At 30.4% G+C, this 16,048-nt stretch carries 18 protein-coding genes; 13 read left to right on the plus strand and 5 right to left on the minus strand.

Annotated features, from left to right (window positions below):
- Window positions 1-47: 47 nt before the first annotated feature.
- Complete coding sequence (locus QHG34_RS01100; RefSeq protein ID WP_282628243.1) at window positions 48-800, plus strand: GLPGLI family protein; 753 nt, start codon at window positions 48-50, stop codon at window positions 798-800.
- A gap of 39 nt (window positions 801-839) precedes the next feature.
- On the opposite strand, the gene QHG34_RS01105 is transcribed toward QHG34_RS01100, so the two are convergent.
- Window positions 840-1,412 (minus strand): TMEM175 family protein, encoded by a 573-nt coding sequence (locus QHG34_RS01105; protein WP_282628244.1) that lies wholly within the window; start codon window positions 1,410-1,412, stop codon window positions 840-842.
- A gap of 136 nt (window positions 1,413-1,548) precedes the next feature.
- On the opposite strand from QHG34_RS01105, the gene QHG34_RS01110 reads away from it, so the two are divergent.
- From QHG34_RS01110 to QHG34_RS01130, 5 genes are all read left to right on the plus strand, one after another.
- Window positions 1,549-1,890 (plus strand): hypothetical protein, encoded by a 342-nt coding sequence (locus tag QHG34_RS01110; RefSeq protein WP_282628245.1) that lies wholly within the window; start codon window positions 1,549-1,551, stop codon window positions 1,888-1,890.
- Window positions 1,887-2,531, plus strand: a complete 645-nt coding sequence (locus tag QHG34_RS01115) for an NAD-dependent epimerase/dehydratase family protein (RefSeq protein ID WP_282628246.1) — start codon at window positions 1,887-1,889, stop codon at window positions 2,529-2,531. The genes QHG34_RS01110 and QHG34_RS01115 overlap by 4 nt, the downstream gene beginning before the upstream one ends.
- A 4-nt stretch (window positions 2,532-2,535) precedes the next feature.
- Window positions 2,536-3,081: a DUF1697 domain-containing protein gene (locus QHG34_RS01120; RefSeq protein WP_282628248.1), complete on the plus strand. Its 546-nt coding sequence runs from the start codon at window positions 2,536-2,538 to the stop codon at window positions 3,079-3,081.
- 7 nt (window positions 3,082-3,088) lie between these two features.
- Window positions 3,089-3,616, plus strand: a complete 528-nt coding sequence (locus tag QHG34_RS01125; RefSeq protein ID WP_282628249.1) for a YfiT family bacillithiol transferase — start codon at window positions 3,089-3,091, stop codon at window positions 3,614-3,616.
- A 178-nt stretch (window positions 3,617-3,794) separates the two neighbouring features.
- Window positions 3,795-4,001, plus strand: coding sequence for a hypothetical protein (locus QHG34_RS01130; RefSeq protein ID WP_282628250.1), 207 nt, complete (start codon window positions 3,795-3,797; stop codon window positions 3,999-4,001).
- A 91-nt stretch (window positions 4,002-4,092) separates the two neighbouring features.
- Here the strand turns inward: QHG34_RS01130 and QHG34_RS01135 are convergent, their stop codons facing one another.
- A complete protein-coding gene (locus QHG34_RS01135; protein WP_282628251.1) occupies window positions 4,093-4,314 on the minus strand; it encodes a heavy-metal-associated domain-containing protein in 222 nt (73 codons plus the stop codon).
- Between the two features lie 144 nt (window positions 4,315-4,458).
- On the opposite strand from QHG34_RS01135, the gene QHG34_RS01140 reads away from it, so the two are divergent.
- The 4 genes from QHG34_RS01140 (at window position 4,459) to QHG34_RS01155 (ending at window position 8,374) form a co-directional block, all read left to right on the plus strand.
- The gene (locus tag QHG34_RS01140; protein ID WP_282628252.1) at window positions 4,459-5,427 is read left to right on the plus strand and encodes a DUF2157 domain-containing protein; all 969 of its coding nucleotides are present in this window, start codon (window positions 4,459-4,461) and stop codon (window positions 5,425-5,427) included.
- Window positions 5,414-6,475 (plus strand): DUF4401 domain-containing protein, encoded by a 1,062-nt coding sequence (locus QHG34_RS01145; RefSeq protein WP_282628253.1) that lies wholly within the window; start codon window positions 5,414-5,416, stop codon window positions 6,473-6,475. Before QHG34_RS01140 ends, QHG34_RS01145 begins: the two co-directional genes overlap by 14 nt.
- Window positions 6,462-6,950 carry a GDYXXLXY domain-containing protein gene (locus QHG34_RS01150; RefSeq protein WP_282628254.1) on the plus strand — a complete coding sequence of 163 codons (489 nt, stop codon included), beginning with the start codon at window positions 6,462-6,464 and terminating at the stop codon, window positions 6,948-6,950. Before QHG34_RS01145 ends, QHG34_RS01150 begins: the two co-directional genes overlap by 14 nt.
- Before the next feature lie 104 nt (window positions 6,951-7,054).
- Window positions 7,055-8,374 carry a solute carrier family 23 protein gene (locus QHG34_RS01155; protein ID WP_282628256.1) on the plus strand — a complete coding sequence of 440 codons (1,320 nt, stop codon included), beginning with the start codon at window positions 7,055-7,057 and terminating at the stop codon, window positions 8,372-8,374.
- A 74-nt stretch (window positions 8,375-8,448) separates the two neighbouring features.
- Here QHG34_RS01155 and QHG34_RS01160 read toward each other — a convergent pair whose 3' ends face one another.
- Window positions 8,449-9,498 carry a 2Fe-2S iron-sulfur cluster-binding protein gene (locus QHG34_RS01160; RefSeq protein WP_282628258.1) on the minus strand — a complete coding sequence of 350 codons (1,050 nt, stop codon included), beginning with the start codon at window positions 9,496-9,498 and terminating at the stop codon, window positions 8,449-8,451.
- A 102-nt stretch (window positions 9,499-9,600) separates the two neighbouring features.
- Between QHG34_RS01160 and QHG34_RS01165 the strand changes: the two genes are divergently transcribed.
- The 3 genes from QHG34_RS01165 (at window position 9,601) to QHG34_RS01175 (ending at window position 10,468) form a co-directional block, all read left to right on the plus strand.
- The gene (locus QHG34_RS01165; RefSeq protein WP_282628260.1) at window positions 9,601-9,966 is read left to right on the plus strand and encodes a methylglyoxal synthase; all 366 of its coding nucleotides are present in this window, start codon (window positions 9,601-9,603) and stop codon (window positions 9,964-9,966) included.
- A 107-nt stretch (window positions 9,967-10,073) separates the two neighbouring features.
- Window positions 10,074-10,241, plus strand: coding sequence for a hypothetical protein (locus tag QHG34_RS01170; protein WP_282628261.1), 168 nt, complete (start codon window positions 10,074-10,076; stop codon window positions 10,239-10,241).
- A 56-nt stretch (window positions 10,242-10,297) separates the two neighbouring features.
- Complete coding sequence (locus tag QHG34_RS01175; protein WP_282628262.1) at window positions 10,298-10,468, plus strand: hypothetical protein; 171 nt, start codon at window positions 10,298-10,300, stop codon at window positions 10,466-10,468.
- A gap of 62 nt (window positions 10,469-10,530) precedes the next feature.
- Here the strand turns inward: QHG34_RS01175 and QHG34_RS01180 are convergent, their stop codons facing one another.
- Complete coding sequence (locus QHG34_RS01180) at window positions 10,531-11,667, minus strand: efflux RND transporter periplasmic adaptor subunit (RefSeq protein WP_282628263.1); 1,137 nt, start codon at window positions 11,665-11,667, stop codon at window positions 10,531-10,533.
- Window position 11,668: 1 nt separating this feature from the next.
- Entirely contained in the window at window positions 11,669-15,982 is a 4,314-nt protein-coding gene (locus tag QHG34_RS01185) for a CusA/CzcA family heavy metal efflux RND transporter (RefSeq protein WP_282628264.1), read from the minus strand.
- Between the last annotated feature and the right edge of the window lie 66 nt (window positions 15,983-16,048).

Raw genomic sequence — 16,048 nt, forward strand, 5'->3', positions numbered from 1 at the left:
TGATTCAGTTTTTTATATTTGATTAATTAAAAAACCACAAATTCTATATGAAGAAAATTATTTTTACATTTTGTATTACTGCGCTTGCTACTTTAACAAATGCTCAGGATAAAAAAGAAAACATTAAAGTCATCTATAATACAGATTTTATCATTGATTACGAAAAAATCAAGAATGATATTCCTGCGGCTTATCAAGCGAGTTTTAAGAGTGAGATAGAACGTGGTATCTCAGTTAAATTTGAATTGGTTAGTAATGGAAAAATGTCTTCTTTCAAACCTGAAATTAAAGTCAATAATAACCAATCCAATGATAATTCGATCGCACAAATGATTATAGCTGCTGAGGCAAATCCTCAGTTCAAAGATTATCAAAATAATGAGTTTTATAATCAGAAAGATTTTGGAGCAAAATCATTTTTAATTAAAGATAAAATCTATGATTATAAATGGAAAATAACCAAAGAGAAAGCTGATATTGCGGGTTATAAAGCGACAAAAGCTATTGGAACTGATGAAGAAGGCAAGGAAGTAATTGCTTGGTATGCTACTGCGTTACCGTACAAAGATGGACCATATCGTTATGCAAATCTCCCAGGTTTGATAGTGAAAGCGGAAATGATTACAGATGAATTTAAAACGATTTTCACGATGAAGGAAATTGAAATTTTGGATAAAGATGTTGTGATTACTTTGCCTACAAAAGGTAAAATTGTTTCAGACAAAGAGTTTATGGCTGAAGTAAAAGCTTTGAATGATAAATACAAAGAAATGAATCAAGGTGTTGATACTTCTAAATAATAAAAAAGCAAACTGATTAGTTTGCTTTTTTATTTGGTTTTAATTCATTTCTCGTTCAATCCTTCTATCTGGAATTAACCAAATTATAGCAATTATAAAGTAGATTACAATTCCGACAAGCGGATAAAAGAATGAGGCTACAATACCTACTATATAACCAATACTCGAAATAAATTCTTTTGCATTCTTTTTAACAGATTGTCCAATTACAGATTCTTTTCCTTCACCTTTTACTGCTACTTTCTCTATAATCATAAAAGCAATACTACTCATAAAAAGTACAAAACCGTACAATGCAACTGGCCAAGAAGAATCATGGTTTTCTCCCATCCAACCTGTTGAAACTGGTAATAAAGACAGCCAAAATAATAAATGTAAATTACTCCACAATACTGCACCATTAACTTTATTAATTGCCTGAAATAGATGATGATGATTATTCCAATAAATACCAACGTAAATAAAACTGATTAAATAATTCAAAAACTTTGGGATATAAGGTTTTAGGCTCATCAATCCATCACCAATTGGTACTTTTAAGTCCAAAACCATAATGGTGATAATAATTGCTAATACACCATCACTAAAAGCTTCTAATCGACTGGTTGTCATATAAGTGTTTAAAAATATAGATTATTAATCTTCAAATTTATAAAAAAAACTCGCTTAAAATTGATAATAATTTCATCTTATTATTAATATATATCTAAAAACTGCATTATATTTATTTCAACTAAACAAATCAGCCATGAGTGATGGACTAAATATAATACAAGGCTTTATTTTCGGCATTTTAGATTTAATTTACATGGGTATTATTTTTTCAATTGTCTTATTTGCCTACCGAAAAAATCTCAAAATAGCTCCCATACTACTTATTGCTGCTATTGTAAACATTATCGCTTTACTTTCTAGATACACGATGATATTCTCTCAAAATTTTGATATGGAATTTAAAAATATCGCACTAGTATATGGTATAATAGGTGCTATTTCTATGGTTTCTATTATTTTATTTTTAGGTAGTATACTAAATTATTTTATAGGAATTAAAGCGCAAGAAGTAGATATTTTAAAAGACGAATTATGAAAATTATCATAACAGGAACAACAGGTATGGTTGGCGAAGCTGTATTATTAGAATGTTTAAATAATGCTAAAGTATCTGAAGTTATAAGTATTTCTAGAAAACCAATCTATAATGAGCATCCAAAATTGAAACAGTTAATTGTCAAAGATTTCACACAACTAAATCAATATAAAGAACAAATTAATGGCTATGACGCTTGCTTTTTTTGTGCTGGAATTAGTTCTGTTGGTAAAAAAGAAGACGAATTTACCAAAATTACTTATGACACAACTTTAGCCTTTGCTAAGACATTGTATGAGGTATCCCCTAATATTTCTTTTATATATGTGAGCGGAGCAGGAACAGATTCTTCCGAAAAAGGTAAAGTTATGTGGGCGCGCGTAAAAGGTAAAACTGAGAATGATTTGGTTAAAATTGGATTCAAAAAAGTATATAACTTTCGCCCTGGTGCAATGTTACCTTATCCAAACCAGAAAAATGTTAATAAATTTTTTATATTTCTTGCAAAAATGATTAATTTTTTTAGTCCAAAATCTGTTCTAAAATTAAGTGAAGTTGGAAAGGCTATGATAAATAGTGTTGAAATAGATTACAACAAGAATATCATAGAAATAAGTGATATTAAAGAACTTGCTAAATAATAATATGTCAGTATTTATTTCACTTTTAAGAGGGATTAATGTTAGTGGTAAAAAGCTAATCAAAATGGATGCACTTGTAAATTTGTACGAAGAATTGGGTTATGAAAATGTCACAACTTACGTACAAAGTGGAAATGTTGTCTTTTGTACTTCTCAAAAAAACTCAAAGAAAATTGAAAGTAAAATCTATGATAAAATAAAATCTAGTTTTGAGTTTGATGTTCCAACACTTGTATTTACAACAGATGAATTTCAGGAATTAATTGATGAAAACCCTTTTTTGAAAGATGAGACAAAAAGTTCTGAACATTTATACTATACTTTTCTTTCAAAAACACCTGAAAATGCTGATAGTGTTAAATTAGAAAGTTTGTTATCTGAAAATGAAGAATTTCATTTCACAGATCGAATGGTTTACCTTTATTGTCCTGATGGATATTCTAAAACTAAATTAAATAACAATAAAATAGAAAGTATACTAAATGTAGTTTCTACAACAAGAAATGCAAATACAACAAACGCTTTGCTTAAAATGGCGTCATTAAAATAAACGGATTATGGAGAATATTGAAAAACTAAAATATCCTGTTGGAAGATTTCAAACTCCAATTTCTTTTTCTGAAGAAAAAAAAGCAGAATGGATTGAAATTTTGAGAAATTTTCCTACTAAATTAAGACAAGAAACATTACTACTTTCTGATGAAGAATTAGAGAAACGTTATCGTCCAGAAGGTTGGACAATAAGACAAGTTGTTCATCATTGTGCGGATAGTCATCTTAACAGTTATTGTCGTTTCAAGTTAGCATTAACTGAAGATACACCTGCAATAAAACCTTATGATGAGAGTCTTTGGGCAGAATTATATGATTCTAAAAATGTTCCGATAGAGGTTTCTTTACAATTGTTAGACGCTTTACATAATCGATGGACTATTTTACTTGAATCGTTTACAGAAACGCAGTGGAATAAGCAGTTTAGACATCCAGAAATGGATAAATTAGTAGATCTTAAAACAAATTTAGCCATTTATGCGTGGCATTGTCAACATCATTTGGCTCATGTGATACAAGCTAAACAAAATTAGATTTGTTGCAAGAGCAATTTCAATAGTATATTTGACGAATATTTATTTAGACAATATGCGTTATATTCAATACTTTCTACTTTCAGTTTCTATTCTAATTTGTGGGTTTCTCTTTTATTTAAGTGCCAAACAAATTGATTTAGTTCCTTTTAAAAATAGTCAAAAGGAAAAACAGATCATGATTGTAGAAAAAACAAACGATATTAATTATTTAAAATCATTTACAGAGGATTTAATTGAAAAAGAAAGTAATTTGATGGTTCAAATTTCTGAATTCTCTGCTCGAATTAATACTTGGATTATTTTATTATTTATCACGCAATTTTTGTTGGTAGTTATCTATTTTATTCAATACAAAAATCGATTACGAAAAAATATCAAATAAAATTTGAAACCCCTCATAAACCTGAGTTTATGAAGGGAATCTTCATCAATTATCACAAAAAATTGATTACTAACTTTACCTAAAAAACTATTTATTCCTCTATTTCATCTGCAATAAATCCAACTTCTTCAACTGCATCTACTATTTCTTCATTCGTTTCGTTTGTCGTTTTTACAGTCAATACTTTATCATCAACAGTTGTATCAACTTCCCACGACTCTACTCCATCTAAATTGTCTAAAAATGGTTTTACTTTACTCACACAACCACTACAATTTATATTTGTTTTAAATTTTATTTCTCTTGTTTCCATATTGTTAATATTTATAAGACAAATTTCGTCTGAAAAGACTAATATTATCTTATACAATTAGTACTTACTTTTACAAAATTTCATTATTATTAGTGAGATCAAACTATATAATTTAAAGTACTTTTACCCTATAACTTAATTTCTATGAATAAAATAGAACAAGAAGAAATTCATATTATAAGTCGCCACAGTAATTTATCTAAGCAAAGCGTTCAAAATTTACTCATAAAAAATGTGTACAATGATAAAGTTTCATGGTACAAATTTTTGCAAATTCTCTTTATCTCACTCGGTGTAAGTTTTCTAGTTGCAGGTTTAATCTTCTTTTTTGCTTACAATTGGGACGAATTAAACAAGTTTGTTAAACTAGGTTTAATTCAGTTTCTGATTATACTTACAATAGGTCTAGCTTATTTTCTGAAAATCAAAGAAAACCTAAAAAATATTGTCTTAACTGGTGCAGCACTTTTAGTTGGTGTTCTTTATGCAGTTTTCGGACAGATTTATCAGACAGGTGCAAATGCTTATGATTTTTTCCTAATCTGGACTATTTGTATCAGTATTTGGGTTATTGCAGCCAATTTTTATCCGTTATGGTTAATATTTATGTTATTGATTAATACAACATTTATTTTGTACACAGACCAAGTATCAAATGGTTGGGATGAAATTACCACTCCTTTTATTCTATATTGCATAAATGGAAGTGTATTAATTATGAATATTTTATCAAATTATTATTTCAAACAAATAAAAGCGCCAAATTGGTACACCAACATTTTAGCCATTGCAACTGTTACTTTTGCAACAGCTTCAATTATTACCATGATTAATTTTTCTTATTTCTATGTAAGTTTAATTAACAATATAACTTTTTTGGTGTATTTACTCAGTTTTGTAGCTGGGATTTTATATGGATATAGAACTAAAAACATCTTTTATCTTGCTATTATTCCATTTGCAATAGTCATTATTATTTCAAGTATGTTGGTGATGGATACAAATGAAGGAGGAATGTTTTTAATAGCAAGTTTATTTATTACTGTTTCTATTACAATTATCACGATGATTTTGTTAAAACTTCAAAAAAAATGGAAAAATGAAAAGAATTAATGAAGTTCAGAAAACAATTGAACAAATAATATCGGAAGAAAACGATTCTGATTTAGTAATCAATCAACAAGCAATTGAACAAGAGATTTCAAAAAGTGAAAACTTATTTTTGCCTATTAAAATCATAGCAATTATTGGTGGCTTTTTTGCAAGTTTAGCTCTTATTGCTTTTTTATTTGTTTCTGAATTAATTCAATCAGAAACCACACTTATTATAACTGGAATAATTTTGATTATTTTGACAATAGCCGGATGTTATTTTACAAAAAAGCTGGTGTTTACTATAACAAGCATCTCCATTTATATTAGTGGATTAGCTCTTCTAGTATTTGGTTTGATAGAACAACACTTAGATACTGAAACAATCTGTCTTACTGTTATCATTTTGTCCATTTTAGTCCTATTCATAACACAAAACTATATATATTCCTTTGTCTCTCTTTTTTGTATTAGCGCAAGTTTATATACATTAGTTATGATAAGCGGAGATGGTATTTTTATACTCATTTTTCTTAGTCTACAAGTGGCTATACTTGCCTATTTATCACTAAATGAAGGTAAAGTGATCAGCTACTTACCTATTCTGAATAAGCTATACAATGTCATCAAAATTGTCTTAATATTATCTATTGTTGCTGGCTTGTGTATTTATACAGGAGAAGGTGCGAATGTTTACAATTGGATGTTAAGTTTGGTCATTATTGCACTAATAGTATATAGTCTAAATTCTATATTCGAGGTATTAGATGTTACTTTGCCAAACCACAAATTACTGTACAGTTCGTTTGCTGTAATAATTTTACTACCAACTATATTTTCTCCAGAAATATCATGCTCTTTACTCATCATATTACTATGTTTTTACACCAACTACAAAACTGGTTTAGTCATTGGTATTTTATCATTAGTCGCATCTATCATCAATTATTATTATAGTTTGGAGATGACTTTACTTAACAAATCCATTATATTAATGGTTTCTGGCACTTTATTTATCGGAATCTATTTGTTTATTCACAAAAAATTATCAAGCAATGAAAAAATATAAATGGCCAATAATCTTACTTAATTTAATAGCATTACTCTTGTTTTTTAATTTTTCCGTATTCTCAAAAGAGAAAACATTAGAAAATGGAAAATTAATCTATCTTAAACTTGCTCCTGTTGACCCAAGATCATTGATGCAAGGTGATTATATGACACTTAATTATGATATCAGTTCTAACTTTGATTCGTCAACAGATGAAAAACGTGGGTATTGTATTGTGAAATTGGACGCGAAAAATATTGCTGAATTTGTTCGATTACAACCTAATGAATTACCATTAAATAAAGGCGAATATCGAATCAAATACTATCAGACTGAATTTGGAAATATAAGTCTTGGGGCTGAATCTTACTTTTTCCAAGAAGGCAAAGCAAATGTTTTTGAGAATGCTGTTGCTGGTGGTATTAAAATAGACAACAAAGGAAACAGTATTCTAATTGGTTTGTATGACAAAAACCTGAAATTATTAAAATAATATGATTGATAAATTAAACCTTCAAAATTTTATTAAATCTTTTATTCGCTCTATGTTTTAGATTACTTTTGCACAACAAACACATTTTTACAATTTCTTATACAATGAGTCTTCAAAATGACCAGAATATTGTCTTAGCTATCAACGAAAAACCGAAGTTAGGACAAGGTATATTGTTAAGTATTCAACATCTTTTTGCGATGTTTGGTGCAACAGTTTTAGTACCAGCACTTACGGGGATGAGCCCTTCTATTGCATTAATTTCTAGTGGAATCGGCACATTAGTCTTTATTTTAATTACACGAGGTAAAGTTCCTTCTTATTTAGGTTCATCGTTTGCATTTATCAATCCAATTATTGCTATGAAAGCTCTTGAAGCTAAACCAGATAGCGGACTTGCTGTAGGTAGTTTCTTAGTCGGAAGTTTTTTAGTTGGTGTTACCTATTCACTTGTCGCCTTGTTTATTGCAAAAGCAGGAACTAAATGGTTAATGAAACTCTTACCTCCTATTGTTGTAGGTCCGGTAATTATGGTTATTGGTTTAGGATTAGCGGCAACAGCAGTTAAAATGGTAACAAATAATCCTTCAGGAAACTATGATTTAATCTATGTTACAATTGGTTTTGTTACCTTATTTATAACGATAATTACAGCAATTTTTAGTAAAGGTTTTTTGAGTGTAATTCCCGTTTTAGTTGGGATTATTGGAGGATATTTATTTTCAATTGCAATGGGAGTTGTGGATTTACAACCAGTTATAGACGCTAATTGGTTTATGATTCCGGATTTTACAGTTCCATTTGTTCATTATACTCCTACTTTTAGTTGGTATGTAATTGTGTTAATGATTCCGGTAACAATTGTTCCGATCGCAGAACATATTGGACATCAGTTAGTTTTAAGTAAAGTTGTAAACAAAGACTTGATTGAAGATCCAGGTTTAGACCGCTCTATGTTTGGAGATGGTATTGCAACTATGATTGCGGCTTGTTTAGGAGGACCACCAAGTACAACTTATGGCGAAAATATTGGAGTATTGGCTATAACAAGAGCATTTAGTATTTATGTATTTATTGGTGCAGCTTGCTTTGCAATTTTATTTGGTTTTTGTGGCAAAATTTCGGTTTTACTAAGCACAATTCCAACACCTGTTATGGGTGGAGTTTCAATCCTATTGTTCGGAATTATAGCTTCAAGTGGATTGAGAATGTTAATAGAAAATAAAGTAGATTTTAAGATCAAACGTAATCTAATTATTTCGTCTGTCATATTGATTATTGGTATTGGTGGAATGGCAATACATGTTGATGATTTATTTTCTTTAGAAGGGATGGCTTTAGCATCTATTATTGGAGTATTATTAAATTTAGTTCTTCCTGGTCGAGAATTTGTGTCTTTTAAGGATATGTTTGACGAAGAATAAATATAATCATAAACATAAAAAAATGCGAACTTAAAAAGGTTCGCATTTCTTTATATTTTCAAGCTAAACTGAAATTAAACATCGTCAAAATCAATTGCTAAAGTAGCTGTTTTTGGACGAGAAATACAAGCTAATGTCATTCCTTCTTCGTAATCAGAATCTGTTAACACATAGTTGTCGCCCACATGCACTTCTCCTTCTGTAATTTTACACATACAAGACGAACAAACACCTCCCTTACACGAATAAGGCGCATCAATACCAGCATCAAGCATTGTATCAATCAAATTTTTTCCTCTATCCCAAGTCACTTCAGAAGTTTCGCCATCAAGCGTTACAGTAACCTGAACTGTTTGTGGACCTTCATCATGTTTGGTAAAAATATCTTCTGTTTTAATTGAAGGATTGAACATTTCGAAATGAATATGTTTTTCAATGATTCCAGCTTCGTTAATTTTTTTCGCTAAAGTCAAAATCATTTCTTCTGGACCACAAATCATTGCTTCGTCAACTTCGTTGATATCAATAATTTGGTTCAATATTAAATCAAATTTCTTTTCATCAATTCGTCCATTATAAATAAAGTTTTCTTGATCTTGACGTGTATAAAAATGATGAATAAAAACATTGTTTGGATATTGTTGTTTCAATTCTGTCAAACGTTCTTTAAACATAATTGAATTTTCATCTCTATTCACATAGAAAATATGAAAATTAACCCATTCCTCAGTTTGTAGCGTAAATTCTAACATACTCATAATTGGCGTAATTCCACTTCCTGCAGTAAAAGCCAACAAAGTTCGTTTTTCATTTGGTTTCGTTGGAATAGAAAAACGTCCAGCTGGTGTTGATACCTCTAACTGATCTCCAACTTTTAGTTCATTTGCTAAATAAGAAGATACTTTTCCATTTGGTTGAGATTTAACTCCTATACTCCATTTTTTATCATTAGGAGAAACACACAAAGAATAATCTCTTCGCTCTCCATTTATATTTAGCGTAATATATTGACCAGGTAAAAAAGTGTAATCAGCATGTAAATTTTCAGGAACTTCAAACGAAATCTGAACTGCATCATCAGTTAACTTTACAATCTCTTTTACCGTTAATAAATTAAATTTCATCGTATTTGACTGTTTATAATTTGAAAAAACAATTCTTAAAATGTAAGATTGTTCTATTAAATTTGTACAAAAGTAAGATTTTCGGTTTAATAGAAAAAATATATGGAAATAGCATTAATCGCACATGACGGAAAAAAAGCTGAAATGGTGAATTTCTTAATGAAACACAAAGACGCTTTGAACAAAAACAACATTACGTTTGTAGCAACAGGAACAACGGGTAAATACGCTGAACAAACAGGATTAACAGTTACTAAATACTTATCTGGACCACTTGGAGGCGATGCACAAATTGCTGCTCGTGTTGTAGAAGGAAAAACAAATATGGTCTTCTTTTTCCGCGATCCAATGGGAAAACATCCGCACGAACCTGATGTAAATATGTTGCTAAGATTATGTGATGTACATAATATTCCGTTAGCTACAAACCCTGCTACAGCAGAAATGTTATTAGATCATTTAAGATAATTTTCTTAAGCTAATCTTTAGTTTTAATTTGATTATTTGGTAAAAGATTTGGTTAATTTTAAATATCAATTTTAACTGAATAAAAATTATAATTAAAACAAAACACAATGAATCTAATTAAAAAAACAGCTATCGCGCTTAGCTTATTTGCAATTTCTGGAGGTGCTGCAATTGCACAAACAAAAACACCAGCAAAAGCAACAAAAACAGAAACTGTAAAAAAACAACAAAAGCATCAACTGATAAAAAAGGGACAGATGCTAAAAAGGAAGTAAAAACGACTACAACTAAAAAAACTGAAACTACTCCTAAAGCTGTTACTGAAAAAAAGGTGGTTACAGCAAAAAAAGTGGAGAAAACAACTCCTACGAAAAAAGAAACTAAAACGACTGTAGCTAAAACGACAACTGCTGGCACTTACAATGGTCATAAAGTATATGTAGGTCCACAAGGTGGTAAATATTACATTAATAGTAATGGAAATAAAACATATATTAAGTAATTTTAATAATTGAATTATTTACATAAAAAAGCGACTTGAAATCAAGTCGCTTTTTGTGTTATTTATTCCTCTTCTCCACTATTTTTTAGTGCATTGAGAAGATTGTAAGCTCCTTTTTTGACATAAATTTTGCCTGAATTTACTGGAGATTTAATCTCAACGAAATTGTTAGAAGAAATACCTAGAATTACAGGTGTTATTTTGAATTGATTTTTACCCAAAACTTCAAAAACATAATCTTTACCTTCGTAATGAACCACAGCTTCTTGTGGTAAAACATTTGTTCTTAGTTGATTGATTTCCAATTCTACATTAAAATACATATTTGCAGTCATTTTCAAACCATTTGCGTTGGTAACTTTTGCATAAACATCAACTGTTCCATCTTCATTTACTTGATTTGAAATAGATGAAATTTGAGCCTCTAATTTTTGATCTGGTTTTGCATTTGTAAAAGCTTTCAAATATTGTCCAACCTGAATGTTACTTAAATCTTTCTCGTAAACTTTTACATTTAGTAAAGAACTATTTGGATTAATAATTTCTAACATTGCATTTGCTGGCGAAACATATTGACCTGTATTTGTAAAAACCTCGCTAACCATACCACTCATTGGCGCATAAACATTAATTGTTTTGCTAATATTATTTAATGAAACCATTGATGGATTAATATTCATTAAGCGTAATTTTTCTTCTAAAGAACGCTTTCTTACTAATAAAGTTTGTTTTGAAGCTTTTGCTTGTTGCATTACTTTATCACTTGCAGCTTTTTCAGCATTCAAATCTCTTTGACGCACAAAATCTGAATTTGCTTGTTCTAACAAAGCTTTTGTCGTTAAATAATCCTCTTGCATTTGTATATATTGCGGATCTTCCAAAACCACAACAACTTGACCTTTCTTAACATAATTTCCAGGTATTAGTGCAATTCGTTTTACATAACCTCCAAAAGGATTAGTAATAGAAACCGTATTTTGTGGTGTAACTTCAGCTTTGGCATTTAAACGAATAATTGTAGGCATCGATTTATTCTGAAAAGAAATCGTATCAATTCCACTATTTTTTGTTTGTATATCGCTCAATTTTACAATTGAAGTAGATGTTGTTTCTGTTTTAACTTCTTCAATATTTGGTTCATTTTTACTACAACTTATTAAGAATAATGTTGCGTATATTAATATGATTATATGTTTCATTTTATTCTGTTGTGTAATAAGAAATTGTTGCAAAAGCTAGTTCTCGTTGATTTTTAGCTTCTAGGTATTTCGTTTTAACTTCTATAACTTGATTGTTCAAAATAACCCAATCCAAGAAATTAATTTCTCCTTCAAGTAGCTGTCTGTTAATTGTTTTTTGTAAATCATTTGCAGCTGGCAATTGATTTTTTTCAAAATCTTTAGTAATTTCATCATAAGCAATAATCTGATTTTTTATAAGATCAAACTCTTGCTTCATTTTTGCAGATTGTATAACTAAAGTTTGCTTAGCAAGATCAACTTTTACTTTTGAAGCTTCTATTGAAGAATTAATTCCACGATTAAACAATGGTAATTGTAAACCAACTTGAAACGAGTTGTAACGATTTTTATCTAAATCTGAAAAACTTTGATTAGAATATCCTACTGATACCGAAGGAATTTTCTTTGATTTTTCTAAGTCAACTTCCAAATTCGCTGTGTGAACATTTTCGTTGGCTAATTTCAACAAAGGATGAGTGTCTGAAAAGACTAAAGAATGCCAATTAATAGCATTTTTTGTTGGATAAATTAGTCTTGTAGAATTGGTAAAATACTGAATTTGTCTTGCGTAATTATCTAACTCAACTTTGCTTAATCGCAATTGATTTTCAATTGATTTTAATTGCAGAATCGCAGTAGAGACTTCACTTTTATTTGACTCGCCTTTCTTTAATCTCAGATTAGCTTTATCTAAAAATTGCTGATAAATAGAATAACTTTCATTTAGAATATCTTGCGAATTCTCAATATTTTGCATACCGACATATAACAACGCAATGCGTTGATTAACCTCAGTTTTTGTCAAACTTTCTGCAACTTTAGACGAATTTATTAATTGTTCGTTCAACATCTTTTGACGTTTAAAAACAATAGGAAACTGAAACGTTTGATTAATCGAAAATTTACTATCAAATTCGCCTGAATTAACTTGCCCAAATTCTGAAGAAATTTCTATCGGCGTTAATGATCGATTCGAATTGATATTTTTTTGATGATATAATGTATTTAATTCAGCTTGCTTAATTTCCAAATTTGCTGTTTCAGCCATTTGTATCATTTCATCAAATGTCAAGCGTTCTTGCGCATTTACAACAGAAGCTGATAAAAATAGTGCAATACAAATTAGAGTTGGAAGCGACTTTGATTTGCGCTTCGAGAAATGAGTTTTTTCGAACATAACGTATAAAATTGGTAAAACAAAAAGGGTTAAAAATGTTGCGCCAATTAAACCACCAATTACAACGGTAGCTAACGGACGTTGAACTTCGGCTCCAGATCCATTACTCAAAGCCATTGGTAAAAAGCCTAAAGATGCAACTGCAGCAGTCATTAATACTGGTCGTAAACGAGTTCGTGTTCCTATAAGAACCGTATGAACTGGACTTGTAATACCAGCTTTTTTCAGACGATTATATTCAGAAATTAATACGATTCCGTTTAAAACTGCAATTCCGAAAAGTGCAATAAAACCAACACCAGCACTAATGCTAAAAGGTAAACCTCTTGCAGCTAATAATAAAACACCACCAATCGATGAAAGTGGAATTGCGGTATAAATAAGTAAACTTTCTTTAATAGAATTAAACGCAAAAAATAGTAACACAAAAATCAGAACCAAAGCAATAGGAACTGCAACTCCTAAACGTTCTTTTGCTTGATTAAGATTCTCAAAAGCTCCACCATAAGTGGTATAATAGCCAGTTGGTAATTTTACTTGAGCATTTACTTTTTGTTGTAATTCGTTGACAACACTTTCTACATCACGATTTTTTACATTAAAGCCAACTACAATCCGTCGCTTTGCATCTTCTCGCTGAATTTGATTTGGTGTATTCTTGTACGCTACATTCGCGATTTGCTGTAATGGAATTTGATTTCCTGATGGTGTCGGAATCAATAGATTTTTTATATCATCAATGTTAGAACGTTTGTTATCAGCTAATCTAACAACAAGGTCAAAACGTTTTTCACCTTCAAAAACTTTCCCAGTAGATTGACCAGCGAACGCCATATTGATTATTCTGTTTGCTTCACCAATATTCAATCCATATTGAGCTAATAAAGCTCTATCAAAATCAATCACAATTTGTGGAGTTCCTTCAATTGGCTCGATGTATAAATCTTGAGCGCCTTCAACAGTGTTAACAATCTTTCCGATTTTATTTGCGTTTGATACTAAACTGTCCAAGTTTTCTCCAAAAATTTTCACGACAACATCTTGTCTAGCTCCTGTCATCAATTCATTAAATCGCATTTGAACAGGAAACTGAAAACCAACAGACAAACCAGGAACTTCTTCTAATTCTTTGGTCATTTTTTCAGCTAATTCAGGAAATGTAGAAGCCGAAGTCCATTCTTTTTTAGGTTTTAATACAACAATCAAATCACCAGCTTCCATTGGCATTGGATCTGTCGGAATTTCACCTGATCCAATTTTAGCTACAACCATTTCAACTTCAGGAAAACGTTCTTTCAAGATTTGAGAAGCTTTGTTTGTATACTCTATCGTTGTAGAAAGATTACTTCCTGGTAAAATACGAGCTTCTACCGCAAAATCTCCTTCTTCTAAAGCAGGTATAAATTCTCCACCTAAACGAGACATTACAAAAATTGATAATGCAAAAAGTAAGACTACAACACCTAAAATTAGTTTGCGAGCGCGTAAAGCCTTCACTAAATACTTTTGATGAATTTGTTCTGCTTTTGCAATCGCTTTATCCGAAAAATTTGGTTTTATTTTTTTCTTTTTACTAAGAAATAAGCTGCTCATCATCGGAACATAAGTTAACGAAAGAATAAATGCGCCAATTAATGCAAAAGCTACTGTTTGAGCCATTGGTTTGAACATTTTTCCTTCAATTCCTTGTAAAGTAAAAATGGGTAAGTAAACAATTAGAATAATGATTTGTCCAAAAACTGCAGAATTCACCATTTTTTTTGCTGCTGATCCTACTGTTTGGTTCATATCATTCTGTGATAATTTATTATTTAAACCAAACTTTTTGCTATGTGCCAATTGATGCATCGCAGCCTCTACAATAATAACGGCCCCATCTACAATCAATCCAAAATCTAAAGCACCCAAACTCATCAAGTTACCTCCAACTCCAAAAAGATTCATCATTATAATAGCAAATAACATTGCTAATGGAATAACTGATGCTACAATAAAACCAGCACGAAAATTACCTAAAAATAGAACTAAGATAAAAACAACAATCAGAGCACCTTCTAATAGATTTACTTCAACTGTTTTAATTGTATTATCAACCATTTTCTTGCGATCTAAGAAAGGTTCAATCACAATACCTTCTGGCAATGTTTTCTTTATTTCTTCAATTCTGTTCTGTACATTCTGTACAACTTCATGGCTATTTGCTCCTTTCAACATCATAACAACAGCTCCAGAAACTTCTTGCTTACCATTATAAGTCATCGCACCATAACGCGTTGCGAAGCCATTTTTTATTTCTGCAACATCTTTCATTAAAATTGGTGTTCCACTCGTTGAACGACGAACAACAATATTTTCTATATCAGCAATTTGCCCGATTAATCCTTCGGAACGAATGAATAGCGAAGTAGGTCCTTTCTCAATATAGGCACCTCCTGTATTTTGATTATTTGAAGAAAGAGCCTCAAATAAATCATTAATTGTAAGATTGAGCGCTTGTAAACGTTGTGGATCTACAGCAATTTCGTACTGTTTTAATTTTCCTCCAAAACTACTTACATCAGCAACTCCTTCTACTCCTAATAGCTGTCGACGAACAATCCAATCCTGAATTGTACGTAATTCAGTTTCATCATACTGATCTTCGTAACCTTCTGCAGGACGAACAACATATTGATAAATTTCTCCTAAACCTGTTGAAATTGGTCCTAATTGTGGTTGACCAATACCTTCAGGAATTTCGTCTTTAACTTGTGAAAGGCGTTCGCCAACTTGTTGTCTTGCCCAATAAATATCTGTATCGTCATTAAAAACGATGGTTACTAAAGACAAACCGAAACGTGAAAAACTTCGAATTTCTGTAATTCCAGCAATATTTGAATTTGCTTGTTCTACTGGATAAGTAACCAAACGCTCTATATCTTCTGCACTAAATGATGGTGCAACTGTAAGAACTTGAACCTGATTAGATGTAATATCAGGCTGTGCATCAATGGGTAAACGCGTCACTTCGTATGCACCAAATAAAATAAGTGCAAGCGTAAACAAACCCACGATGAATTTATTCTTGATTGAAAAATCAATAATTTTATTTAACATCGTATAATTAAATAGATTAATATTTAGCTTATAACAATAAATTATAAGCGGTAAGTTTTGATTTTG

This window comes from Empedobacter sedimenti (assembly GCF_030005555.1).
In the GTDB taxonomy this organism is placed as follows: Bacteria; Bacteroidota; Bacteroidia; order Flavobacteriales; family Weeksellaceae; genus Empedobacter; species Empedobacter sedimenti.